Consider the following 22,915-nt stretch of genomic DNA (forward strand, 5'->3'; position numbering starts at 1 on the left):
AACCCTTGGCCACGAACGCGGGTTATCGAATTCTCAGATGCGTCATTGCGCATCATAGCTCGCGCTTCTTCGCCCCGGAATGACGCGTTCGATAGATCGGAATTCCAATCATGCGCCGGCAGTTCATCTCGCACGCAATCAGCGCGGTCGCGCTCCTCGCGCTCGGTTCTCTCCCCACAAGCGCCGCCGACAATGCCGCGATCAAGGAGAAGGCCGCCGTCTGCGCCGGCTGTCACGGCGAGAACGGCATCTCGCAGACCGAGAACATTCCTTCGCTCGCGGGCCAGCCCGATCAATTTCTGCAATGGCAGCTCGTGTTTTTCCGCGCCGGCTCGCGCAAGAACGACCAGATGCAACCCATCGCCGAGGAAATCACCAACGAGGACGTCCGCAATCTCGGCGCCTATTTCGCCGCGCTGACGCCGCCCACAGCGGCGGAGGACAAGGATCCGGACCTGTCGAAAAAGGGCGCCCAAGTTGCCGCCGGCCGCCGCTGCGCCTCATGTCATACGGATAGCTTTGCCGGCACCAAGGCCGTCGCGCGGCTGGCGGGCCAGCGCGAGGAATACCTGGTCAAGGCGCTGCACGACTACAAGAGCAGCCAGCGCGTCGGCGGCGGTGGCGCTGCGATGGCCGATGTCGCCTATCACATGAGCGATGAGGAAATCACCGCCGTCTCGCACTATCTCGCGTATTTCAAATAGCGGAAGCTGCGGCTACCCCACCCGCTGCTTCTCATACGCTTTCAAATGCGTGTAGGCGATGCGCAGCTTCGGCACCGGCACCTTGGCGGCATCGGCGCGAGCGATGAGGTCGCCGATGACGTGATCGGCCTCGACCGGCAGGCCCGCCTTGACGTCGCGGAACATCGAGGCCGTCATCGGTGAACCCTCGGTGGTGAGGTTGCCCTTCACGCGCTCGAAGAACGGCCCGCCCGGCGTGTAGCCCGACGCGGTGGCGATCGCGCTGGTCTCGTCCAGCATGCCGAGCAGGAAATCCCTGCCGCCGGGAGCGGCGAGAATATTGCCGACGGAGGTGCGCATCAGGCTGGTGGACGCGGCCAGCGAGGAAAGGAACACCCACTTTTCCCACATGTCTTGCACGATGTTCTGGCTGGCGGTGGCCCCAGCGATGCCGCTCTTGAAGGCCTCGTCGATCGCCTTGACGCGATCCGACAGCTCGCCGTCGCGCTCGCCGTAATTGATCGACTGCATCGGCTGGAGCTGCACCACCTCGCGCTTCTCGTTGAGCGTCGCGGCGATGGCGCAGAGGCCACCGAGCACGCGCTCCTTGCCGAACTTGTCGTCGAGGATATCGAGATGCTTCATGCCGTTGAGCATCGGGATGATCGCCGTATTGGGCCCGACTGCTGCCGCGAACGATTTGATGGCGTCGTCGAGGTCGAAGGCCTTGCAGCTCAGCAGCACGACGTCGAACTTGTCCTTGAGCGCGTCGGCCTGAATGGTCGGCGGATTTTTCAAGGTCACGTCGCCGTTCGGGCTTTTGATGACGAGGCCGGCGCTCGCGAGCTCGCTGGCGCGCCGCGGCCGGACCAGGAAGGTGACGTCGCGGCCGGCCTGCAACAGCCTGCCACCAAAATAGCCGCCGATGGCGCCAGCGCCGACCACGAGGATACGCATGGGATTGTCCTTGTTGTTGGTTCTTTTTCGTCGTCTTGGCGAAAGCCAGGACCCATTACCCCGACTGCCTCTTGTCGGACAAGTCGGAGCCCCCGCCTATCGCCAAACGCGATCCGGTGGTTATGGGTCCTGGCTTTCGCCAGGATGACGTCGAGGACATTGTTCGGTTTCCCTGCTTCGAGAAAATCACTTCCCCGACACCATCTCCTCGACCTCGCGCAACTGCTCCTTGCCGAAGAACATCTCGTTGCCGACGAAGAAGGTCGGCGAGCCGAACGCGCCCCGCGCGACAGCCTCCTCGGTGTTCTTGATCAGTCTGCCCTTCACCTCCGGTTCCCCGGCGCGAGCGAACAGCTTTTGCGCGTCGAGGCCGGAGGACGCCAGCGCCTTCGCGGCGATTTCCGGATCGTCCATCTTCTTCGGCTCGCGCCACATGTGGTGGAAGGCGGCTTCGACGTATGTTTCGAACACGCCCTCGAGCTGCGCCGCGATCGCTGCGCGCATCAGGTTCAGCGTGTTGACGGGGAAGAACGGATTCATGACATAGGGCTGCACCTGGAAGCGCTTGACGAAGCGCTCGGTCTCGACCGCGTGGAATTCGCGCTTGTTCTTGATGCCGGCAAGCGTCTCGGCGGGGGACTTGTTGTTGGTCGATTTGAAGATGCCGCCGAGCAGGATCGGCACATATTCGAATTTGACGCCGATGCGCTGCTCGATGGCGGGGATCGCGAGATGGCTGAGATAGGCGTTCGGACTGCCGAAATCGAACAGGAATTGCGGGGCTGTGCGGGTCAAAATCATGCTCCCTGACGTCGCTTTTTTTTTCGCATTGTGGCGCAGCGCGCGCCGCGGGTCTACCGTTTAATGACGGTCATAATCTCTTGATGATTTGGTCAGGTCAGGCGCCGGATCGTCCGCTTGCGCCACACCAGAAGGTAATAGCCCATCTGCAAAAGGAACATGGCGCAGAACACGATCGGATAGGCGGCCCACACACCCTGAAGGCCAATCGTGCGGCTCAGGATCACTGCGGATGGCAGCTCGATCGCCATAATGGCGAAGACCGCGAGCAGCATTGGCGTCAGTGCCACGCCGGCAGCGCGCATCGCGCCGGAAAACACCGTCGCCAGGCCGAACGGCACCGAGCTCCACAGTGCGATGTTGAGCAAGCTCTTCGCCAGCTCGAGCACGGTGTCATCAGTGATGAAGATGCCGAGCACGGCGCGCGGCGCGAGATAGATCAGCGCCACCAGTCCGCCCGTCAGGACGATGTTGAACGCAAGTCCGGTGCGCACGATGCCGTCGAGCCCCGCTCTGTCGCCGCGGCCGACCGCTTGGGCGCCGAGGATGGAAACTGCTATCGAAATCGACATCGCCGTGAACTGCGTGTAGCCCATCACCTGGTTGACCGCGCCATAGGCTGCGGTGGCGTTCGAGCCGAAGCCGTTGACGAGGCCGAGCAGCACCAGCTCGGCGATCGCCATCACCACCATGCCGATCGCGCTCGGCAGTCCAATGCCGAGGATCTGTCCCAGCACCACACGATTGAGCCGCAGATGGCGCAGCAGTGCAGCGTCCGGTGCCAAGGCATGTTTTCTCCGCAGCAGATAGGCCGCCAGCGCGACCAGCGTCAGCGCGTTGGCGATCGCTGCCGCCCAGGCCGGGCTGGTGATGCCGGCCGCCGGCAATCCGAACGACCCGCGGATCAGCATCGGCGTCAGGATCAAGCCGATCGCGGTCGACAAGGCCAGCGCCAGCAAAGGCGTCAGCGCGTCACCGACGCCGCGGATCATCGCCGTCATCAGCAGGAAGACGAAGCCGAGCGGCATGGTGAGCAGCATGATGCGGGCATAGGCGCTAGCCTGGTCGAGAATGTCTGCGGGCGTTGCGAGCATCATCATCAATTGCCGGCTGAAGATGCCGCCGATCAGTGCAATTGCAATCGAGAGCAGCAGGCCGATTGCGAGCGTCGTGCCGACGATGAGCTTGATCCGGCCCTGCTCGCCCGCACCATAGGCCTGGCCGATCAGCACCGTGGCGCCGGTGCTCAGCCCCATGACGAAGGCGAAAAGGAAGAACATCACCGGAAAGAACACCGAGACCGATGCAAGCGCGTCGATCCCGATCATCTGGCCGAGATAGACGTTGCTGACGGTGCCGAACAGTGATTGCAGCGCGTTGCTCAGCATCAACGGCGCGAGGAAGCGCAGAAAACTTTTCCAGAGCGGCTTGGCTGCGGACATGGATTGGCCTTTCAGGGCCTGCGAAACCGTCGCCACGCGCAATGCGCGTGGCCTGGCCGTCGATGGGGTTGTGAGAAGGCGCGCACCTAAGCGCGGTCGCTGTAGGCGAGCTTGACAATGTGGTCGCGGATGTCGGCGGGCCAATCCGCGATCAGTCCGGTGAAACGCCGCCGATCATCCGCAAACAGCGCGCGCGATGCTTCCTCGAACTGCGGCAGATTGCCGGCCATGGTCGACATGAAGTGATAGGCCGCATCGCGCGCCTGCCGCTCGCGGTCTTTGTCGCCGCTGGCACGCCGCGCCTCTTCGACAAGTTTCCGTAGTGCGACCGAGGCGCCGCCTGCTTGCGCGCTGAGCCACTCCCAGTGCCGCGGCAGCAGCGTCACCTCGCGCGCGACCACGCCGAGCTTCGGCCGGCCGCGACCGCGCGGCTCGCTCGGCGATGGGGTCTCCTCAACCGGGGGCGGGACCAGCTTCGCCAGTCGCGCCAGCACCTCGCGGTCTCCGCCGCGCAGATCGAAGTCGATCGATCTGCCCGTGGCGTCCTCGAAGATGATGATGGGCTCGTCCGGCCGCTCCGTCATCCTCTTGATGACCAGCGCGACCTCTCCTGCCGGCCCGGAGACCAGACGGCGATGCCCTTGGAAAGCGGTGAAAGTCTTCTGCATTGGAATCATTGCCATATTGGTCGCGATGGCAGCTTTAATACCCGGGTAAATTGCTAAGGTCAATATACCCGGGTTAAAATACCCGACCGGATGGCTCGACATTGCGTTCCCGGGCTGGCACGAACGCGCGGCCGATCGAACTATGCCTAGCCCCGGGGACCACGCGATGCTGACCGTTCATCACCTCAACAATTCCCGCTCGCAGCGCGTGCTGTGGCTGCTCGAAGAGTTGGGCGTGCCTTACGAGATCGTGCGCTATCAGCGCCAGCCGGACATGCGCGCGCCGAAGGAGCTCCGCGCCATCCATCCACTCGGCAAGTCGCCCGTTATCACGGACAACGGCAACACCATCGCCGAATCCGGCGCGATCATCGAATATCTCATCGCCACCTATGGCAACGGCCGGCTGGTCCCGCCGCCGAACACGCCGGAGCGGCTGCGCTTCACCTACTGGCTGCACTATGCGGAAGGCTCGGCGATGCAGCCGCTGCTGCTCAAGCTGCTGTTCACGCTGATGCCGAAGCGCGCGCCGGCGTTGCTCCGCCCGCTGGTGCGCAAGGTCTCGAACCAGGCGCTGACTGCGCTGGTCAATCCGCAGCTCAAGCAGCACATGGATTACTGGGAAGGCGAGCTCGGCAAGACCGAGTGGTTCGCCGGCAACGAGTTCACCGCCGCCGACATCCAGATGAGCTTTCCGCTCGAAGCTGCCCAGGCGCGCGGCGGGCTCGAGCTCGGCCACCCCAAGGCGATGGCGTTCCTGGAGCGCATTCATGCACGGCCGGCTTACAGCCGCGCCCTCGAAAAGGGCGGGCCGTATCAGGTGGGGCGATAGTTAGCCTGCATCAGTCCGCGTGCAGCACGCGCCCGCGCGTCTCCGGCAGCGCGAAGGCGGCGATGAAGAACAGCGCGTAAGCCACCACTGCGAAGATCGCGATCGCATTCGCAAGCGACGTCTTCGCCGACAGCGCTCCGACCAGGAACGGAAACAACGCGCCAATGCCGCGGCCGAAATTGTAGCAAAATCCCTGGCCCGAGCCGCGCAGCCGCGTTGGATAAAGCTCGGTCAGGAATGCGCCGACGCCGGAGAAATAGCCCGAGGCGAAAAAGCCGAGCGGGAAGCCGAGCACCCACAGGATTTCGTTGGTGAGCGGCAGCTGCGTGTAAAGCAGCACAACCGCCATCGCGCCGATCGAGAAGGTCAGGAACAGATTGCGCCGTCCGATCCGGTCGGCGAGCCAGGCGCCGGTGAGATAGCCGATGAAGGAGCCGATGATCAGGGTCGAGAGATAGCCGGTCGAGCCGACGATCGACAGGTGCCGCTCCTTGGTCAAGAACTGCGGCACCCAGAAGGTGACGGCGTAATAGCCGCCCTGGCAGCCCGTCGCCATCAGCGACGCCAGGATCGTGGTCTTCAGGATCGGGCCCGAGAAAATTTCCCAGAGCGCCGGACGATTGCCGCTCGCGGCCTGCTTGGCGCGGGCCTCGGCCGCGATCTCCGGTTCGGTCACGGAGCGGCGGATGTAGAACACCAGCAGCGCCGGTAGCGCGCCGATCACGAACATCCAGCGCCACGCCGTCTCCGCCGGCAAGGCCGAGAACAGGATCGCCTGCGACAGCACCGCGAGGCCCCAGCCGACCGCCCAGCCTGACTGCACCGAGCCGACCGCTCGCCCGCGATATTGCGGCCGGATCGCTTCACCCATCAGCACGGCGCCCGCCGCCCACTCCCCGCCGAAGCCGAGGCCCAGCACCGCGCGTGCGATCAGGAGCTGTTCGAAATTCTGCACGACCGCGCAGATCAGCGAGAAGAACGAGAACCAGATGATGGTGATCTGGAGCGTTCTGACCCGGCCGATATGGTCGGAGAGATAGCCGCCGAGCCAGCCGCCGATGGCGGAGGCCAGCAGCGTCACGGTGCCGGCGAGGCCAGCCGATCCCGCATCGACCTTCCACAGCGCGATGATGGTGCCGATCACCAGCGGGTAGATCATGAAGTCCATGCCGTCGAGCGCCCAGCCCGCGGCGCACGCCCAGAATGTCCGCCGCTCCGGCGCGTTCATGTCGCGATAGAAGGCAAGAAGGCTGGTGTCCTCGATCTCGGCGCGTTCGATGCGCTGGTTCGGATCAACGGTGGTCATGCGCGTTTCCCGACGGTGTTTTCTTTGGCTGTTTCTCTGGCCTCGCGATGGTAGCACGCGCGGCGGCGCGCGTAAGCCGGCCGCCGGCCTTCGCGCCATGCAAGGACAGAGTTACTGCCCCGCTGCTTCCGCGCCCCGGGTGCGTGGATCGGGCGCGCCGAGCGGCCCGTTGGCGGTCACCGCGATCGAATTCGCCGATGTCTGCCCCATCGGCGCGACGATGTGATGATCCATCGCCTTCAGCTCGAGCAGCACATTGTCGGGAAAGCCGCTCTCGACCCGGACCTCGTCGGGCAGCCATTGGTGATGCAGTCGCGGTGCGGCCACGGCGGCGGCGACCTCCATGTTGTAATCGAGGACGTTGACGATCACCTGGAGCACTGTCGAGATGATGCGGCTGCCGCCCGGCGAGCCTGTCACCAGCACCGGCTTGCCGTCCTTCAGGACGATGGTCGGCGACATCGAGGACAGCGGCCGCTTGCCCGGCCCGGGCAAATTGGGCTCGAACCCGACGAGGCCATAGGCATTGGAAGCGCCGACCGCTGCGGTGAAATCGTCGAGCTCGTTGTTGAGCAGCACGCCGGTGCCGTCGGCGACGAGGCCGACGCCGTAGCTGAAGTTCAGCGTATAGGTGTTGCTGACGGCGTTGCCGCCGCCGTCGACGACGGAAAAATGCGTGGTGTTGCTGCCCTCATGCGGTGAGGCCGCGGTGGAAACGAGCTGTTTCGACGGCGTGGCGCGATCCGCGGAGATGGTTGCCCGCAGCTTGGCGGCGTAATCTTTGCCGGTGAGCGTCCCGATCGGCGCGTTGACGAAGGCGGGATCGCCGAGATAGCGCGCCCGGTCCGCATAGGCGCGCTTCATGGCCTCGATCAACAGATGCAGCGAGGCCGGCGATCCCTGCTTCAGATCGGCGAGCTGAAAACCTTCGAGGATATTGAGCGTCTCCACCAGCACCACGCCGCCCGACGACGGCAGCGGCATCGACACGATGTCATAGCCGCGATAGGTGCCGCGCACCGGCGCGCGGATCACAGCCTGATACGATTTCAAATCGGCCGACGTCATGATGCCGCCCGCGTCAGTCACGGCCTTGGCAAGTTTTTCCGCGACCGGCCCCTCATAGAAACCGCGCGGGCCCAGTGCGGCGACAGCCGACAGCGTTTCGGCGAGATCGCTCTGCACCAGCTTGTCGCCTTCGCCAAGCGGCGTGCCATCAGGCCGCGAGAAGATCTGGGCCGAGGTGGGCCAGCGCACCAGCCGCTTGTGCCAGCCCGGCAGCGTGTCGGCAATGTCGTCGCCGACGAGGAAGCCGTCGCGGGCGAGCACGATCGCGGGCTCGAGCAGTTGCGCCAGCGTGAACCGGCCCGAGCCATATTTTTCCAGGGCCAGCGCAAGACCCGCGACGGTGCCAGGCACGCCGACGCCGAGCGCGGAATCCCGCGACTTCGCCGCATCGGGCTTGCCGTCGGCGCCGAGGAAAATCTGCGGCGTCGTCGCAGCCGGCGCGGTCTCGCGATAATCGATCGTGATGTCTTCGTTGCGCTCGGTGGAATGAATCACCATGAAGCCGCCGCCGCCGATATTGCCGGCGCGCGGATAGGTCACGGCCATCGCAAAGCCGGTCGCGACCGCGGCATCGACGGCATTGCCGCCGCGCCGCAAGATATCGGCGCCGACCTGCGCGGAGATTTTCTCCTGCGCTACTACCATGCCGTGTTCGGCGGGAACGGCGTGCACGGTGTCGAGCGCGGGCGACACATAGGCCCGCCGCGCATCCTGCGCGGTCGCGGTCGGAAGTCCGAACGCCAGAGTGGCAAGGAAGGCGAAAAATGTCCGCCGTGTCGAAAAAGACGACATCATCAAACTTCCGCAATGGCCATGGGCAGTTCACATGCAGCGCTGCAATGCTATACGGTTTGCCCCGACAGAGGCAAAACTGTTCGTGATGAGGATTATGGAGTGACGACGATCGCCCGGGATGCGCGGATCGCCGGCGCGCAGCGGACCTATCCGCCGCGCAGCGCCGTCGTCAGCTGGATCTTCTTCGACTGGGCCGCGCAGCCTTATTTTACGCTGATCACGACCTTCGTGTTCGCGCCCTATTTCGCCACCGGCATTGCGCCGAATCCCGCCACCGGGCAATCGTTGTGGGGCTTTGCGATGGCTGCCGCGGGCCTCGCGATTGCCTTGATGTCGCCGGTGCTGGGGGCTATCGCCGATGCGTCGGGCCGCAGGAAGCCGTGGATCGCCGGATTCGGCGCAGTGCTGGTGCTGGCATCCTGCACGCTGTGGATCGGCAAGCCCGGCGATCCCTCGATCATTCCGCCGCTGCTCACCGCGGTCGCGCTCGCCAGCGTTGGCGCGGAATTCGCCACTCTCTTCAACAATGCGATGATGCCGACGCTGGTGCCGCCGGAGCGCATCGGGCGGCTCTCCGGCACCGGCTGGGCGACGGGTTATGTCGGCGGCATCGTCAGCCTGGTCATCGTGCTCGGCCTGCTCGCCGCGAATCCCGAGACCGGCCGCACGTTGCTCGGCTTCACGCCTCTGTTCGGGCTCGATCCGATCAGCCGTCAGGGCGATCGTGCCGCCGGACCGTTGACCGGACTTTGGTTCATCATTTTCGTGACGCCGATGTTCCTGTTCACGCCGGACTATCCGGCGAAGCGTCCGGTGCGTGAGGCGCTGCACGAAGGCCTGTCGGAGCTGAAGCAATCGATCAAGGGGCTGCCGCAGCAGAAATCGCTTGCGGCGTTTCTACTCGCCAACATGATCTACACCGACGGTCTGGTGTCGCTGTTTGCCTTCGGCGGCATCTATGCCGCGGGCACGTTCGGCTGGCACACGATCCAGATCGGCACCTTCGGCATCATGCTCGCGATCGCCGGCGCGTTTGGCGCGTGGTCCGGCGGCAAGCTGGACGATCGCTTCGGGCCGAAGCGCGTGATCGCCGGCAGCATGCTGATCCTGCTGCTGGCGCTGGCGGCGATCCTGCTGGTCGACAAGGATTCGATCCTCTTCATCAAGGTCGCGCCGCCCACGCCCGGCGGTGCATTGTTCGCGGCTGCGTCAGAGCGCGCGTATCTGGTGCTGGGCTGCCTGATCGGTGCGGCCGGTGGTCCGCTGCAAGCGGCCTCACGTACGCTTCTGATCCGTCTCGCACCGAAGGACCGCATCGCGCAGTATTTCGGTCTGTTCGCACTGACGGGGAAAGTGACGTCCTTCATCGGCCCGCTGCTGATCGGCGTGATCACCGCGGTGACGGCGAGCCAGAAGGCCGGCATGGCCGTGCTGGTGGTGTTCTTCGTCGCGGGTCTGGCGCTGTTGATGCGGGTGCGGGAAAATTAGCGTCGTCCCGGCCTAGTGCGCAATTGCGCACGGGGACCGGGACCCATACCGCGTGATTGCTCGTTGCCGCGACACGGCCAGTACCGCACACCAAACTACTTCCTGGGCTATGGGTCCCGACCTTCGCCGGGACGACCCGTCGAGAGTTTAGTACACGACAGATCTAGTGCCTGAAGTGCCGCGTGCCCGTGAACACCATGGCGATGCCATGCTCGTCGGCGGCCTTGATCACTTCGTCGTCGCGCATGGAGCCGCCGGGCTGCACCACGGCGGTGGCGCCGGCCTCGATGCAGGCGAGCATGCCGTCGGCGAACGGGAAGAACGCATCCGACGCCACCACCGAGCCCTTGGTGAGCGGTTCGGCGAGCTTCAGCTCGGCGGCCGCATCCTGAGCCTTGCGTGCCGCGATCCGTGCTGAATCGACCCGGCTCATCTGGCCGGCGCCGATGCCGACGGTCGCGAGATCCTTGGCGTAGATGATGGTGTTGGACTTGACGTGTTTTGCGACACGGAAAGCAAACTTCAGGTCGCGCATCTCGGCATCAGTGGGCGCGCGCTTCGTGACAACCTTGAAGGTCATGTCGTCGACGACGGCGTTGTCGCGGCTCTGCACGAGGAGACCGCCCGCCACCGTCTTGGCGGTGAGGCCCGGCGCGCGCGGGTCGGGCAGGCTGCCGGCGAGCAGAAGCCGAAGGTTCTTGCGCGCGCCGATGATGGCGATCGCTTCCTCGCTAGCGTCAGGCGCGATGATCACCTCGGTGAAGATTTTCGTGATCTCGCGCGCGGTGTCAGCATCGAGTGCGCGGTTCATCGCGATGATGCCGCCGAACGCCGAGGTGGAATCGCAGGCCAGCGCCTTGCGGTAGGCGCCGACGAGGTCGGAGCCCTCCGCGACGCCGCAGGGATTGGCATGCTTGACGATGACGCAGGCTGCGGTGCGCTTGGCGTCGAACTCGCCGATGCATTCATAGGCCGCATCCGTGTCGTTGATGTTGTTGTAGGAGAGCTCCTTGCCCTGGAGCTGCCGCGCGGTCGAGACGCCCGGCCGCTTGTCGGGCGTCGCATAGAACGCCGCGGTCTGGTGCGGATTCTCGCCATAGCGCAGTGACTGGATCAGCCGGCCGCCGAAGGCACGGAAATCGGGCGCGTCGATCTCGAGCTGGCGATTGAACCAGTTCGAGATCGCGGCGTCATAGGCGGCAGTGCGCGCGTAAGCCTTGGCGGCAAGGCGCCGGCGCAACTTCAGCGTGGTTGCACCGCTGTTGGCGGCGAGCTCATCGAGCACGGCCTGATAGTCCTGCGCCTCGACCACGACGGCGACGTCGTCATGATTCTTCGCGGCGGCGCGGATCATCGCGGGGCCGCCGATGTCGATGTTCTCGATGCAATCCTCGAAGCCCGCGCCTTTGTCGACGGTCGCCTCGAACGGATAGAGATTGACGACGAGGAGATCGATCGGCGCGATCCCATGCGCCGTCATCGCATCCGCATGGTCCTTGTTGTCGCGGATCGCGAGCAGACCGCCGTGCACCTTCGGATGCAGCGTCTTCACGCGGCCATCCATCATCTCGGGGAAGCCGGTCAGCTCGGACACGTCCTTCACCTCGAGGCCGGCCGCGGCGATCGCCTTCGCGGTGCCGCCGGTCGAGATCAGCTCGACATCGTGCGCGGCAAGCGCCTCTGCGAAGTCGATCAGGCCGGTCTTGTCGGAAACGGAGAGAAGTGCGCGGGTGACGCGGCGGGGATGGTCAGTCATGAGCAAGATCCTCTGTCTGAAGGAGTAATGCCCAGGCGCGCGGCAGCTGTGTCCCGCGCTTCCCGATGGTGCTCCATCCAAGGTCGCCAGTCGCGCGAGCGAGGCCTCGATAGCAGTTTTCGGTCGCTATCACAACGACCAGATGGTGCCGAATCGCATGCGTCTACAGCGGAAGTTCCGGCTCCCGCCGTGCATTTCTGCGGGCATTCGTGACCGCCGGCGAGGCGGTGGAGCGCACAAAACTCCAGCGGATCGAGGGCGCCTGCCGCGCGTCCTGGCGGATCACGATCTGCGCGGTGCGGCGCGGGCCGTCATTGCCGGCCAGGGATACGCTGTCCTCCAGCTCCACCTTGTCGTCGAGCGCCTCGAAGGTCCAGACGTCGCGATTCGGGAGCACCAGCATGACGCCGCGGGCGTCGGACAGCCGGCTCGCCTTCACCGCCGGGTGCAGATGGAATCGCAGCGCGAAATCGGCATCCGGACCCTTTAAGCGCCCGCCTTGCGGCGGCGACAACGTGTCCTCGCCGTCGATGCGCGCGCCGTCATTGGCGATCATCAGTACGCGGCGGTGGATCGCGCCGAATTTTGTCAGGTAACCGTCATGCGACGTCGTGAGCAGGGTGCCGTTCTGCACGATTTCGCGATAGCTCTCAACCTCGACGGGGCCGCTGGTGACCGGAGCGCCGTGCAAGAGCCGCTTCATAGCCGACATCTCCACGAACTGGCATGACGAGGTGTCGTGATAGGTCAGCGTCGAATGCGCCGCCGTGCCGCGTGCGAACGGCCGCCAATTGTCGCGGCCCGTGGCCGGCATGCCGCAATTGGTGACGATGCGGCTGATGCCGGAGGAGAGTTCGAACGACAGGCAGCCGGCATGGGCGTCGTGGCTGACGCTGGCCGCCGGCGGCGGGCCCGTGTCGATGATCAAAGTGGTCTGGCCGGCATCGAGGCGCTGGAAACCGGTATGCGGCATGTTCGACATCGGCGCGCCGTGGGTGTCGTCATAGGCAAGCAGCGTCGCAAGCAGGTCCGAGGGGGTCGCGCTCATGCCGTTGAACAGCGCGAAATTGCCGTCGCCGTGGCGGAAGAAGCGCAGCATCGGCATCATGCGGTCGATCGCGTTGAGCAGCGCGGGCGGCGGCGCGATGTTGCGCGCGGCAAAGGTCTGCCGCAGCGGCAACAGGTCGATCAAGAGCTCGATCAGCGCGCCCGGGTTGCGCGAGACATGGCCGCCGTCGGGCAGGATCTGCCGCTGCAATTCATCCGAGAGCTTTTTCGAGGTGCTGCGGATGTGACTTGCCTGGTTGGCAAGGCACAACGCCGCATAGCACAGCGCGATCAGCACCTGGAGCTTCGGCACTCCGTCGGGGATGTTGACCATGGTGTAGCGCAGCAAGCGGATTTCGCGCGCCAGCGCGCGCAGATACCGACGATAGAATTTGTTGTCGGTATCGTTCAGCACCAGCGGCGCCTGCGACAGCAGGGAGATCACGCGGCGCGCCAGCACGTCGGCGCGTCGCGCGACGGGACGGCGCTTGCTGGCGGGGTTGCCGATCCAGTCCTCGATCAGCGAGCGCGCATTCGCGCGCGTCAGCGCGGTGTCGGCGGCGCGCAAATGGCGCAGCCAGCCGAAGCCGAGCAGCGCAACTTCCCAATCTTCCGACGGCGGCTCGAGATCGAAGATCGAGCGGCCGTGGCAATTGACGATCTTGCCGGCGAAGACGAAGCGGCCGGCATAGATCTCGGCGGCGCGGGTCGCATCCGCGGTGCGTAGATCATGCGGCGCGATGATCAGCCGGTCGGCGCGGCCGGGCCAAACCCGCGACAGGGCGACGGAACCGCCGCTCGCGCGCGCGAGCATGTTCCGCGCGAAGCGGTTCATCACCAGCGTCGAGATACGTCTGCGTTGAGCGACCGACACGCCTTGCCTTGATGGGGGAGAGGATTCCGACGAATCCTTATTAATCCCAAAATCGGACGGCCGACACCACCTTGAACGACGCGAATCAGTGCCGTGTTTGCAAAATCCAGTGCAAAATCAGGATTTAACGAGCCGGGCCGCGAAAAATCCGTCGAGCCCGCCGAGCTTGGGATCGGCGTTCGGCAGATGGCTGGGCAGGGTGCGCAGATCGCCCTCGGCGGTAATGATCTCGCTGAGCCCAGACACCTCGGACGCATCGATCGGAACCCGGCGAAGACCGGGCTCCGCGGTCAGCAGCGCGGCGACCGCATGCTCGCCCTCTTCAGGTTCCAGCGAACAGGTGCAATAAACTAGCGTCCCACCGGGCTTGAGTAGCGAGACCGATTTTTGCAGCAGCCGCCGCTGGAGCGCGGTCATTGCGGCGATGTCGGATTCCTGCCGGAGCCAGGATACATCGGGGTGGCGGCGGATCGTCCCGGTCGATGTGCAAGGCGCATCAATGAGGATGCCGTCGAAGCCATCGGCAGGGCCGGCCCATTCCGCGGCGTCGGCGACGACGGTCTCGGCCTGCAGCGACAACCGCGTCAGATTCTCGCGCAGCCGTGCCACCCGGGCAGGCGAGCGGTCGATGGCGGTGACGTGCGCGCCGGCCTGCGCCAGTTGCGCGGTCTTGCCGCCGGGAGCGGCGCAGAGATCGGCGATGGATTTGCCCTTGATGTCGCCGAACAGCCGGGCTGGCAACGCAGCGGCGGCGTCCTGCACCCACCATTGTCCTTCGGCGAAGCCGGGAAGCATGGTCACCGCGCCGTGCAGCACCGTGCGCACCGATCCGGTCGGTAGCACTTCGCCATGGAGCCGGCTCGCCCATTGCGCGGCGTCCGACTTCACGGTCAGATCCAGCGACGGATCATGGCTGAGCGCGAGCGCCATGTCCCTTGCGACCGTCTCGCCATAATGCGCGCTCCAGCGCGCGACCATCCAGGGCGGCAGGTCCAGCGACTGCGCGGCAACCTCGTCCACCAGCGCCTTGCCCTCGCGGGCGCAGCGGCGCAGCACGGCGTTGACGAGGCCGGCATAGCGCGCGGCGCGCCGGTCGGATTGCACGAGGCGAACGGAGAGATCGACGGCCGCGTGATCGGGCACGTCCATCCAGAGGATCTGGGCGGCGCCGATCAACAGCGCGCTCTGCGCGCGCGGCGCGTCGGAGGGAATGCCCTTGTCGAGCAGGCGGGACAGCACATGGCCGAGCGTGCCGAGCCGGCGCAGCACGGTGGCGACCAGGCGGCGCATCAGCGCGCGGTCGCGGTCGGGGAGCGTCTTCAGTCCGGGATGGGCGCCGCTGCCGTCGAGCTGCTCGTCAAGTGTGCGGTGCTTTTGCAGCACGCCGTCGACGATGTCGGCGGCAATCCGCCGCGCCGCGAGACCGGGCACTTCGGATGGAGGAGCGAAACGTTGAGAAGGCATGCGGAAACAAGGTTCTGAGCAGCGGCAGTTCGCCGTAATGGGCGCATGCCTTGAGAAGGCGATCTCTGGCACGCGAATATGCCAAATGTAAGAATCGCTTCCGGGTTTTTCAGCCCTTTCGGAGCCATTTCAGGAATGCGTTATTGGGCGTCGCGTCGCGGGCCATCCCGCGCTAGAAAGCCGGCGATGAGCGACCAGCCTCCCGTTCCCGACCGCAAGCAGCTTACGCCGGCCGCCCAGCGCGCGCTGGCCGAGGCCGAAGCGCGCCGTCAGGCTGCGGCAGTCGGAACTAAAAACGACGGCCAGGCGGCGCCAAAGGAGTTGCAGGGCCCAAAAGGACCCGAACCGACCCGCTATGGCGATTGGGAGCGCAAGGGCATCGCTTCCGACTTCTGAAGCTTGTCTTTTGAGGCTCGCTTGCCGGACTGCCCGACTCAGCCCTAGCGTGCGCGGATGTCGCGTTTCGATCCAAGCCATCCATATCGGCCTTCATACAGCGGCTCGCCATTTGGTCGCCGGTTCTCAGGGCTGTTGCCGTGGATGTTCGTGGTTGGAATCGTGGTGGCCGTGGTGTTCACGTCCCGGCATGGGATGAACTGGCAGTTCCCTCACGTGACCGACGGTCAATCACGAGACGCCGAGATTGTGCTCCAGCAAGGCGGCCATCCCGATCGTCGCGAGCCGGTCGATGTCGTTCGCACCATTGACGGCGACACCTTTCTCGCACGCGTTCGTCAGCGCGACGGCCGCGATCTCATCGTGCGCGTTCGCCTGCGCGGCATCGACGCACCCGAGATGAAAGCATCCTGCCAGGAGGAACTGGACAAGGCCGAAGCCGCGGCCCGCGCATTGCGCGATCTGCTCGCACAGGGTGGCGTGACGATCACCAACCTCGGTGCCGACAAATATGGTCGCGTTCTCGCCGACGTCGCGACCAAACGCACGACCAATGTCTCGGCGGCGTTGCTCGCGGGCGGTTACGCGCGGAGCTACAATGGCGGCCATCGCGACGGCTGGTGCGCGCGGAGCTGGCGCTTCTGGTGACAAAAAAGCCGCGTCGAACGACGCGGCTATTGCCGTCTCGTCCTGATGCCGGCGATCAGCGCGTCACGACCACCGTCGTGCCGACCGAGACGCGGCTGTAGAGATCGGTGATGTCGTCGTTGAGCATGCGGATGCAGCCATAGGAGACGAAGCCGCCGATCGAGCCCGGCACGTTGGTGCCGTGGATCGCGTATTCACCGCCGGACAGCGTCATCGCCGCGACGCCCATCGGATTGCGGGGCGAGCCGCCCGGGATGACGTCCGGGATGCTGGGCTTGTCGCGCTTCACCTCGGCGGGCGGCGCCCAGGCCGGATTGCGGTACTTGCCGTCGATGCGGGTGGTGCCGGCCCACTGCTTGCCGGACTTGCCGACGCCGACCGGGTAGCGCACGGCGTGGCCGCTATCGAGGACGAGATAGAGCCGACGCTCGTTGGTTTTGACCACGATGGTGCCCGGCGAATAGTCAGCCAGGTTCGTCCCCACCATTTCCGGCCGCGCCTGCGCCGCCGTCAACGTCAAGACCCCAGTCACGACGGTGGCGGCCAGCGCCACAGCAATCCTCATCGACATCGATTTTCCCCTTGCCCCGAACGGACCGTCCAAGATTACGCAAAACCGGCAATCGCCGGCTCGCCAAGTCCTTGTTAGGGGACATTCTTAACCGCGCCTGTTAACCGGATGGTTTCCACGCACGGCCGCCAAGGGCCAGCCAGCAGGGGGAACAAAGGAAATGTTCGAAACAAAGTAAATGACCTGAAAACAACACTTGGCGGGAAAGATGCCCGGGCGCCGGGGCGCGGCCTGACAAGTGCGTGAGGATGCGAACGGCCGTTGTTCGGGGGAGCGCTAACGCGGGGATGCGATCTCGTGTCCCGGACGCGGCGCAGCGCGAAGCGGTGCGACGCAGAGCCGGGATCTAGAAGGCCACAGAGTCTGCCGTTGCATCGGCCCCGACTCTGCAGCGCACCGCGAAGTGCGCGCTACGCTGCGTCCGGGGCACAGGACGATGTGGCTCAGACCGCCTTTTTGTTCTGACGGTTCTTGACGAGGTCGTCGACCACGCCGGGATCGGCCAGGGTCGAGGTGTCGCCCAGGCTGCCCGGTTCGTCCTCGGCGATCTTGCGTAGGATGCGGCGCATGATCTTGCCGGATCGGGTCTTGGGCAGGCCGGGCGAGAACTGGATCTGGTCGGGCGCAGCGATCGGGCCGATCTCCTTGCGCACCCAGGTGACGAGCTCCTTGCGTAGATCCTCGGTTGGCTCGATGCCGGCCATCAGGGTCACATATGCGTAAATGCCCTGACCCTTGATGTCGTGCGGGTAACCGACCACGGCGGCTTCCGAGACCTTCTCATGCGCCACCAGCGCGCTTTCGACTTCGGCGGTACCCATGCGGTGGCCGGAGACGTTGATGACGTCGTCGACGCGGCCGGTGATCCAGTAATAACCGTCCGCATCGCGCCGGCAGCCGTCGCCGGTGAAGTACTTGCCCTTGTAGGTCGAGAAATAAGTCTGCTCGAAGCGGACGTGGTCGCCATAGACCGTGCGCATCTGGCCCGGCCATGACCGCGTCAGGCACAGATTGCCTGATGTCTCGCCGTCCAGCACGTTGCCGTCGGCGTCGACGATCTCAGGCACCACGCCGAAGAACGGCTGCGTCGCCGAGCCCGGCTTGAGCTTCGTGGCGCCGGGCAGCGGCGTGATCAAAATGCCGCCGGTCTCGGTCTGCCACCACGTATCGACGATCGGGCAGCGGTCGTCGCCGACGACGCGGTGATACCACTCCCAGGCTTCCGGATTGATCGGCTCGCCTACCGAGCCGAGCAGGCGCAGGCTGGCGCGCGAGGTCTTTTTCACGGGCGCGTCGCCGCTCTGCATCAGCGCGCGGATCGCGGTCGGCGCGGTGTAGAAGATGTTGACCTTGTGCTTGTCGATGACGTTCCAGAATCGCGAATTATCCGGGTAATTCGGCACGCCTTCGAACATCAGCGTGGTCGCGCCGTTGGCGAGCGGTCCGTACAGAATGTAGCTGTGGCCGGTGACCCAGCCGACGTCGGCGGTGCACCAGTAGATGTCGCCGTCGTGATAGTCGAAGACGTATTGATGCGTCATCGCGGCGAACACGAGATAGCCGGCGGAGGTGTGCAGCACGCCCTTGGGTTGGCCGGTCGAGCCCGAGGTGTAGAGGATGAACAGCGGATCCTCGGCGTGCATGTGCTCGACCGGGCACTCGGTCGTCACCATCTTGGCGGCGTCGTGGTACCAGAGGTCGCGCGAGGGATTCATTTCGACCGCGCCGCCGGTGCGCTTGACCACGACGACCCAGTCGACGCCGTCTGCCTTGGCGAGCGCCGCGTCGACATTGGCCTTCAGCGGCACCTTCTTGCCGCCGCGCAGGCCCTCATCGGCGGTGATGATCACCTTGGACTGGCAGTCGTTGATGCGCTGGGCGAGGCTGTCGGGCGAGAAGCCGGCGAACACCACGGAGTGAATCGCGCCGATCCGCGCGCAGGCCAGCATCGCGTAGGCCGCCTCCGGAATCATCGGCAGGTAGATGGTGACGCGGTCGCCCTTCTTGACGTTCCGGGTACGCAGGATGTTGGCCATCCGGCAGACCTCGTCGTGCAGCTCCTTGTAGGTGATGTGCCGGGATTGTGCGGGATCGTCGCCTTCCCAGATGATCGCGGTCTGGTTGGCACGATTGTGGAGATGCCGGTCGATGCAATTATGGGCGACGTTGAGGACGCCGTCCTCGAACCATTTGATAGAGATGTTGCCGGGCGCGAAGGAGACGTTCTCGATCTTGGTCGGCGCGTGCATCCAGTCGATGCGCTTGGCCTGCTCCGCCCAGAAACCGTTCGGGTCCGAGATCGAGCGGGCGTACATGTCCTTGTACTTGGCCTGGTCGACCCAGGCGCGCTTCGCCCATTCTGCGGGGACGTCGTAGATCTTCTCGGACATGTTTCCCTCCACATACGGCGAGCCGAGCACGGACCACTGGCGAGCCGACTTGATCGTTGAACCGATTATGCGTCGGGCTAACCGGACCCGACAAGGTGCACAAGCTGGACCTTCGGCGAGCAGCCTGCCATGCGGAGGATCAAGCCGTTTCGTGCGACTGTCGCAGTTTTGAAACAGGGCGACGGGCGGCTTTCGGGTCTTCACCCAGATCCTCGGAATGGGCCCGCGCAGAGCGCCATGCATTCAGCAGAGGTATTTAGAAACCGCCTCTCACTGATTCGGGACTCGCAATGCGGTTCGGAACACCCTAAATGGCCAACCCGGGTCCAACCAGACCCCTTGGAACAAAAATCAGAACAGCGGCATTGACCGACAACAGACAGGGCTAAGGCATAAGACTATGATGGATCAGCAGAATCTCGGGACGATACGGCCCGCTTCAGCCGATCCTGCAGCCATTGCGCTGGCCAAAGCCCTCGGACAATGGCCGAAACCGCTCGGTTCCGGCCGTCCCAGCCCGAAGAAAGTGTTCGACGCGGCGCCAGCAGCGACGGTCGAGGCCCTCGCCAAGGAACTGGGCCTGCGGCTCGGCGACCAGAACGAGCTGACCATCCGCCGCGTCAGGCGCGGCAAGGGCTATTCGTTCGTGCGGCCTAACGGCGTCCACATCCGCGATGCCCGCACCATTCGGCGGCTGCATTCGATGGCGGTGCCGCCGGCCTATCGCGAGGTGCGCTACTCGGCCGATCCGAGCACGCATCTCCAGGCAGTGGGACGCGATGCCGCGGGCCGGCTGCAATATCGCTATCACGCCGATTGGGAGAAGGTCCGCGAGCAACGCAAGGCGCATCGCCTGGAAAAGCTCGTCGGCGCGCTGCCCAAGATCCGGCGCAAGGTCTCGGCGTTCCTGTCGGGCGACGAGCCGACCCGCGAGTTCGCGCTCTCCGCCGTCATCGAATTGATCGCGCGCACCGCGATCCGCCCCGGCAACGAATCCTATGCCCGTCTCAACGGCACCCGCGGCGCCACCACGCTGCTGAAGTCCAACGTCTCGCTGGAAGACGACAGCTTCGTGCTGACCTTCAAGGCGAAGGGCGGCAAGGCGGTGCGCAAGGAATGCGACGCGGCCAAGCTCGTGCGCGCCATCGGGATCTTGCAGGGCGTTCCCGGCAAGCGCATGTTCCAGTATCGCGATCCCTATGGCATCGTGCGCGCGGTCAGCACCACGCAGGTGAACGCGTTTCTGCGCGAGATCGCCGGCATCAAGATCTCGCTGAAGGATTTCCGCACGCTGATGGCCTCTGCCGTCGTCGTGGAATCGCTGTCGCGGATCACGCCGGCGACCAGCCAGCGCGGCCGCAAGAAGCAGGTGCTGGAGGCGATCCGCGGCGCTGCCGACCAGCTCTCCAACACGCCGGCGATCTGCCGCAAGAGCTATGTTCACGATACCATCGTCACCGCGTTCGAGGACGGCATCCTGGAACGCTTCGCCGCGACCATGAAGGGCCAGCGCTCGCAGGCCAGGCGCGAGCAGCTTTTGCAGCAGGTGGTGGCGACCGCGGCGGTCTGACCTCGGCGTCGTTACGCCTTGTTGGAAACGCCGTTGTCGGGACCGGGATCGCCGCCCGCGGCTGCCGCCGTGAGCCGTCCCAGATAGTGCGCCCATCCCGTCGCGTGGGCGGCCGCCTGTTCCTCGGTCGGCAGCCCGCTATGGGTCATGCGCAGCAATGTGCCGCCGTCGCGTTCGATCAGGTCGATCTCGATCAGGCTTGAGCCGGGCGGCACTTCCTGGCCGCCCTCCCATCCAAACGTGTAGGCGAGCCGATGCACCGGCACGACTTCGCGGAATGCGCCGCGGGCAACGCCGCCGCGGGGGCCGATGCCTTTGAGCAGATACAGCCCGCCGGGATGTGGCTCCGTGGTCGCGTCGGAACCCATCCAGCTCAAAATCTTCTCGGGGTCGGTCAGGTAGGCGAAAACGGTGGCGCGTGGGGCCGCGATCTGGGTCTCGCGTCGCACTATGAACGGTTCGGTCATCGACGATCACCCCTGGGCTGACACTGGGACATGGCGGCGCTCGAGCGGCCCGTCAAGGATTGCCCGTGACAAAGACCGCCTGCCTTCGTCATGATCGGGCCATGCACCTCTCGCCGACACTCGCCTGGCTTGTCGATGCCGCCGCCGATAGCGCCGGCGCCGACCGCCTGCTCGCGGACCTTGGCGCACATCTGGTCGCCGATGGCGTGCCGCTTGCGGCGGGCAGCCTGACGCTGGAGGTGCCACATCCGCTGATCGCGAAACGGACCTGGTTGTGGCGCGCGGAGAACGGCCGGGTGATCGAAGCGCTCGGCTTCGCACCAGGCGGCCTCGCGCCCGACCCGCCCAACGATGCCGGCCGCCGCTGGCTGCGCGACATCGCGGAGGGTGAAGTGCACGAAGATTTGGTCGGACGGCCCGACGGGCCGTTGCTCGGCTGGATCGGGCCGCGTCCGTTCACCGCGGACGAGACCGAGCAATTGCGCCAGGCCGCGCGCTTTGCCGCTACACCCCTTGCCGTACTTGCCGCGCGTGCAACGTTGCGCGCGACGCTGGATGCCTATCTCGGCAAGCGCAGTGCGGAGCGGGTGCTGGCGGCACCCCTGCGGCGCGACCTCGGCGAGACCATACAGGCCGCGCTGCTCTATGCCGATTTGCGCAACTTCACGCTCCTATCGGAAACCAATCCGCCTGCCGAGGTCATCGCGGCGCTCGATGCCTGGTTCGATCGCATCGCCGGCGCGGTCCACGCCTTCGGCGGCGAGGTGCTGAAATTCATCGGCGACGGTGTGCTCGCGATCTTTCCGGTGGTCGGGCCGTCACCGCGCCAAGCGTCCGATGCAACTCTGCGTGCCGCGCGCGCAGCCGAAGCCGGGATGGTGTATCTCAACGCGGAGCGCCGTGCTCAAGGTCTGCCGCCGCTCGCGTTCGGCGCGGCGCTGCATCTCGGCGAGATGCTATGGGGTAATATCGGTGCCGCCAATCGGCTGGATTTCACCGCGATCGGTCCCGCCGTCAATCTCGCCAGCCGGCTCGAAGGATTGTGCAAGCCGTTCGGCAGAACCGTGCTGGTGTCGGGCGCGCTCGCCGCCGAGACCGACATGCCTCTGATCGCGCTCGGATCGCATTCGCTGCGGGGCATCGCCTCGCCATGCGAGGTGTTTGCGCTGCCGGAGACGCAAGCTCCGACATCGTAGCCCGGATGAGCGTAGCGACATGCGGGATCGCAGCAGTAGTCCGGGATATTGCTTCGCTCATCCGGGCTACAGCACCTAAGCCTACATCCCGCCCATCTTGCAGACGAGCTTCCATTCCTCGGCCGTCACCGGCTGCACCGAAAGGCGCGAATATTTCACCAGCGCCATGTCGGCGAGTTTCTTCTCGGCCTTGATCGCGGCCATCGTCACCGGAATCTTCAACGGCTTGTCGGCCTTGATGTCGACGCAGACGAATTTCTCGGTCTTGTCGGTCGGATCGGGGTAGGCTTCCTTGATAATCTCCGCGATGCCGACGATCTCCTTGCCCTCGTTGGAATGATAGAAGAACGCCTTGTCGCCCTTCTTCATGGCGACGAGGTTCTGGCGCGCGGTGTAATTGCGCACGCCGGTCCAGGCTTCGCCCTTGGCGCCTTTCGCCACCTGCTGGTCCCAGGACCACACCGATGGTTCGGATTTCACCAGCCAGTACGCCATG

Annotated in this window: 20 protein-coding genes and 1 riboswitch; of the genes, 7 read left to right on the forward strand and 13 right to left on the reverse strand. The window is 65.2% G+C overall.

The window, feature by feature from the left end:
* The first annotated feature begins 110 nt into the window (after nt 1-110).
* The gene (locus RX329_RS01225) at nt 111-704 is read left to right on the forward strand and encodes a c-type cytochrome (protein ID WP_018459679.1); all 594 of its coding nucleotides are present in this window, start codon (nt 111-113) and stop codon (nt 702-704) included.
* Between the two features lie 12 nt (nt 705-716).
* On the opposite strand, the gene panE is transcribed toward RX329_RS01225, so the two are convergent.
* From panE to RX329_RS01245, 4 genes are all read right to left on the reverse strand, one after another.
* A complete protein-coding gene (gene panE / locus RX329_RS01230; RefSeq protein WP_085359599.1) occupies nt 717-1,640 on the reverse strand; it encodes a 2-dehydropantoate 2-reductase in 924 nt (307 codons plus the stop codon).
* A 186-nt stretch (nt 1,641-1,826) separates the two neighbouring features.
* Entirely contained in the window at nt 1,827-2,441 is a 615-nt protein-coding gene (locus RX329_RS01235; protein WP_085349218.1) for a 2-hydroxychromene-2-carboxylate isomerase, read from the reverse strand.
* Nucleotides 2,442-2,533: 92 nt separating this feature from the next.
* Complete coding sequence (locus RX329_RS01240; protein ID WP_026233859.1) at nt 2,534-3,883, reverse strand: MATE family efflux transporter; 1,350 nt, start codon at nt 3,881-3,883, stop codon at nt 2,534-2,536.
* A gap of 86 nt (nt 3,884-3,969) precedes the next feature.
* Complete coding sequence (locus RX329_RS01245) at nt 3,970-4,566, reverse strand: DUF2239 family protein (RefSeq protein WP_085349217.1); 597 nt, start codon at nt 4,564-4,566, stop codon at nt 3,970-3,972.
* A 151-nt stretch (nt 4,567-4,717) separates the two neighbouring features.
* Here RX329_RS01245 and RX329_RS01250 point away from each other — a divergent pair, with 151 nt between their 5' ends.
* Nucleotides 4,718-5,383: a glutathione S-transferase family protein gene (locus RX329_RS01250; protein WP_085349216.1), complete on the forward strand. Its 666-nt coding sequence runs from the start codon at nt 4,718-4,720 to the stop codon at nt 5,381-5,383.
* Between the two features lie 10 nt (nt 5,384-5,393).
* Here the strand turns inward: RX329_RS01250 and RX329_RS01255 are convergent, their stop codons facing one another.
* On the reverse strand, nt 5,394-6,689 hold the full coding sequence (locus RX329_RS01255; RefSeq protein WP_085359601.1) for an MFS transporter: 1,296 nt from the start codon (nt 6,687-6,689) through the stop codon (nt 5,394-5,396).
* Between the two features lie 111 nt (nt 6,690-6,800).
* Entirely contained in the window at nt 6,801-8,552 is a 1,752-nt protein-coding gene (gene ggt, locus RX329_RS01260; RefSeq protein ID WP_317245491.1) for a gamma-glutamyltransferase, read from the reverse strand.
* 99 nt (nt 8,553-8,651) lie between these two features.
* Between ggt and RX329_RS01265 the strand changes: the two genes are divergently transcribed.
* On the forward strand, nt 8,652-10,040 hold the full coding sequence (locus tag RX329_RS01265; protein WP_085359603.1) for an MFS transporter: 1,389 nt from the start codon (nt 8,652-8,654) through the stop codon (nt 10,038-10,040).
* A 163-nt stretch (nt 10,041-10,203) separates the two neighbouring features.
* On the opposite strand, the gene purH is transcribed toward RX329_RS01265, so the two are convergent.
* From purH to RX329_RS01280, 3 genes are all read right to left on the reverse strand, one after another.
* A complete protein-coding gene (gene purH, locus RX329_RS01270; protein ID WP_085359605.1) occupies nt 10,204-11,796 on the reverse strand; it encodes a bifunctional phosphoribosylaminoimidazolecarboxamide formyltransferase/IMP cyclohydrolase in 1,593 nt (530 codons plus the stop codon).
* Between the two features lie 22 nt (nt 11,797-11,818).
* Nucleotides 11,819-11,900: riboswitch (ZMP/ZTP riboswitch) on the reverse strand.
* Between the two features lie 59 nt (nt 11,901-11,959).
* A complete protein-coding gene (locus RX329_RS01275) occupies nt 11,960-13,678 on the reverse strand; it encodes a heparinase II/III family protein (RefSeq protein ID WP_317246495.1) in 1,719 nt (572 codons plus the stop codon).
* A gap of 156 nt (nt 13,679-13,834) precedes the next feature.
* The gene (locus RX329_RS01280; protein ID WP_085384732.1) at nt 13,835-15,181 is read right to left on the reverse strand and encodes an RsmB/NOP family class I SAM-dependent RNA methyltransferase; all 1,347 of its coding nucleotides are present in this window, start codon (nt 15,179-15,181) and stop codon (nt 13,835-13,837) included.
* Between the two features lie 186 nt (nt 15,182-15,367).
* Between RX329_RS01280 and RX329_RS01285 the strand changes: the two genes are divergently transcribed.
* The gene (locus tag RX329_RS01285) at nt 15,368-15,577 is read left to right on the forward strand and encodes a DUF1674 domain-containing protein (RefSeq protein WP_085359609.1); all 210 of its coding nucleotides are present in this window, start codon (nt 15,368-15,370) and stop codon (nt 15,575-15,577) included.
* Between the two features lie 57 nt (nt 15,578-15,634).
* The gene (locus RX329_RS01290) at nt 15,635-16,225 is read left to right on the forward strand and encodes a thermonuclease family protein (protein WP_026233862.1); all 591 of its coding nucleotides are present in this window, start codon (nt 15,635-15,637) and stop codon (nt 16,223-16,225) included.
* A gap of 55 nt (nt 16,226-16,280) precedes the next feature.
* Here RX329_RS01290 and RX329_RS01295 read toward each other — a convergent pair whose 3' ends face one another.
* Entirely contained in the window at nt 16,281-16,796 is a 516-nt protein-coding gene (locus RX329_RS01295; protein ID WP_018459693.1) for a L,D-transpeptidase, read from the reverse strand.
* A gap of 443 nt (nt 16,797-17,239) precedes the next feature.
* Nucleotides 17,240-19,186 (reverse strand): acetate--CoA ligase, encoded by a 1,947-nt coding sequence (gene acs, locus RX329_RS01300; RefSeq protein WP_085384754.1) that lies wholly within the window; start codon nt 19,184-19,186, stop codon nt 17,240-17,242.
* A gap of 400 nt (nt 19,187-19,586) precedes the next feature.
* Between acs and RX329_RS01305 the strand changes: the two genes are divergently transcribed.
* Complete coding sequence (locus tag RX329_RS01305) at nt 19,587-20,756, forward strand: DNA topoisomerase IB (RefSeq protein ID WP_085359611.1); 1,170 nt, start codon at nt 19,587-19,589, stop codon at nt 20,754-20,756.
* An 11-nt stretch (nt 20,757-20,767) separates the two neighbouring features.
* Here RX329_RS01305 and RX329_RS01310 read toward each other — a convergent pair whose 3' ends face one another.
* Nucleotides 20,768-21,223 (reverse strand): SRPBCC domain-containing protein, encoded by a 456-nt coding sequence (locus RX329_RS01310; RefSeq protein WP_018459696.1) that lies wholly within the window; start codon nt 21,221-21,223, stop codon nt 20,768-20,770.
* Between the two features lie 101 nt (nt 21,224-21,324).
* Here RX329_RS01310 and RX329_RS01315 point away from each other — a divergent pair, with 101 nt between their 5' ends.
* Nucleotides 21,325-22,419 (forward strand): adenylate/guanylate cyclase domain-containing protein, encoded by a 1,095-nt coding sequence (locus RX329_RS01315; protein WP_085384731.1) that lies wholly within the window; start codon nt 21,325-21,327, stop codon nt 22,417-22,419.
* Nucleotides 22,420-22,500: 81 nt separating this feature from the next.
* Here the strand turns inward: RX329_RS01315 and RX329_RS01320 are convergent, their stop codons facing one another.
* Nucleotides 22,501-22,914, reverse strand: coding sequence for an EVE domain-containing protein (locus tag RX329_RS01320; protein ID WP_026233864.1), 414 nt, complete (start codon nt 22,912-22,914; stop codon nt 22,501-22,503).
* Between the last annotated feature and the right edge of the window lies 1 nt (nt 22,915).

The sequence above is a fragment of the Bradyrhizobium sp. BWC-3-1 genome (genome assembly GCF_032917965.1).
GTDB classification, from domain to species: domain Bacteria; phylum Pseudomonadota; class Alphaproteobacteria; order Rhizobiales; family Xanthobacteraceae; genus Bradyrhizobium; species Bradyrhizobium canariense_D.

What these genes read in the sequence shown, in the direction of transcription:
- RX329_RS01225 (WP_018459679.1), top strand. Translation starts at nt 111, where the DNA reads ATGCGCCGGCAGTTCATCTCGCACGCAATCAGCGCGGTCGCGCTCCTC.
- panE (WP_085359599.1), bottom strand. Translation starts at nt 1,640, where the DNA reads ATGCGTATCCTCGTGGTCGGCGCTGGCGCCATCGGCGGCTATTTTGGT.
- RX329_RS01235 (WP_085349218.1), bottom strand. Translation starts at nt 2,441, where the DNA reads ATGATTTTGACCCGCACAGCCCCGCAATTCCTGTTCGATTTCGGCAGT.
- RX329_RS01240 (WP_026233859.1), bottom strand. Translation starts at nt 3,883, where the DNA reads ATGTCCGCAGCCAAGCCGCTCTGGAAAAGTTTTCTGCGCTTCCTCGCG.
- RX329_RS01245 (WP_085349217.1), bottom strand. Translation starts at nt 4,566, where the DNA reads ATGGCAATGATTCCAATGCAGAAGACTTTCACCGCTTTCCAAGGGCAT.
- RX329_RS01250 (WP_085349216.1), top strand. Translation starts at nt 4,718, where the DNA reads ATGCTGACCGTTCATCACCTCAACAATTCCCGCTCGCAGCGCGTGCTG.
- RX329_RS01255 (WP_085359601.1), bottom strand. Translation starts at nt 6,689, where the DNA reads ATGACCACCGTTGATCCGAACCAGCGCATCGAACGCGCCGAGATCGAG.
- ggt (WP_317245491.1), bottom strand. Translation starts at nt 8,552, where the DNA reads ATGATGTCGTCTTTTTCGACACGGCGGACATTTTTCGCCTTCCTTGCC.
- purH (WP_085359605.1), bottom strand. Translation starts at nt 11,796, where the DNA reads ATGACTGACCATCCCCGCCGCGTCACCCGCGCACTTCTCTCCGTTTCC.
- RX329_RS01275 (WP_317246495.1), bottom strand. Translation starts at nt 13,678, where the DNA reads ATGAACCGCTTCGCGCGGAACATGCTCGCGCGCGCGAGCGGCGGTTCC.
- RX329_RS01280 (WP_085384732.1), bottom strand. Translation starts at nt 15,181, where the DNA reads ATGCCTTCTCAACGTTTCGCTCCTCCATCCGAAGTGCCCGGTCTCGCG.
- RX329_RS01285 (WP_085359609.1), top strand. Translation starts at nt 15,368, where the DNA reads ATGAGCGACCAGCCTCCCGTTCCCGACCGCAAGCAGCTTACGCCGGCC.
- RX329_RS01290 (WP_026233862.1), top strand. Translation starts at nt 15,635, where the DNA reads ATGTCGCGTTTCGATCCAAGCCATCCATATCGGCCTTCATACAGCGGC.
- RX329_RS01295 (WP_018459693.1), bottom strand. Translation starts at nt 16,796, where the DNA reads ATGTCGATGAGGATTGCTGTGGCGCTGGCCGCCACCGTCGTGACTGGG.
- acs (WP_085384754.1), bottom strand. Translation starts at nt 19,186, where the DNA reads ATGTCCGAGAAGATCTACGACGTCCCCGCAGAATGGGCGAAGCGCGCC.
- RX329_RS01305 (WP_085359611.1), top strand. Translation starts at nt 19,587, where the DNA reads ATGATGGATCAGCAGAATCTCGGGACGATACGGCCCGCTTCAGCCGAT.
- RX329_RS01310 (WP_018459696.1), bottom strand. Translation starts at nt 21,223, where the DNA reads ATGACCGAACCGTTCATAGTGCGACGCGAGACCCAGATCGCGGCCCCA.
- RX329_RS01315 (WP_085384731.1), top strand. Translation starts at nt 21,325, where the DNA reads ATGCACCTCTCGCCGACACTCGCCTGGCTTGTCGATGCCGCCGCCGAT.
- RX329_RS01320 (WP_026233864.1), bottom strand. Translation starts at nt 22,914, where the DNA reads ATGGCGTACTGGCTGGTGAAATCCGAACCATCGGTGTGGTCCTGGGAC.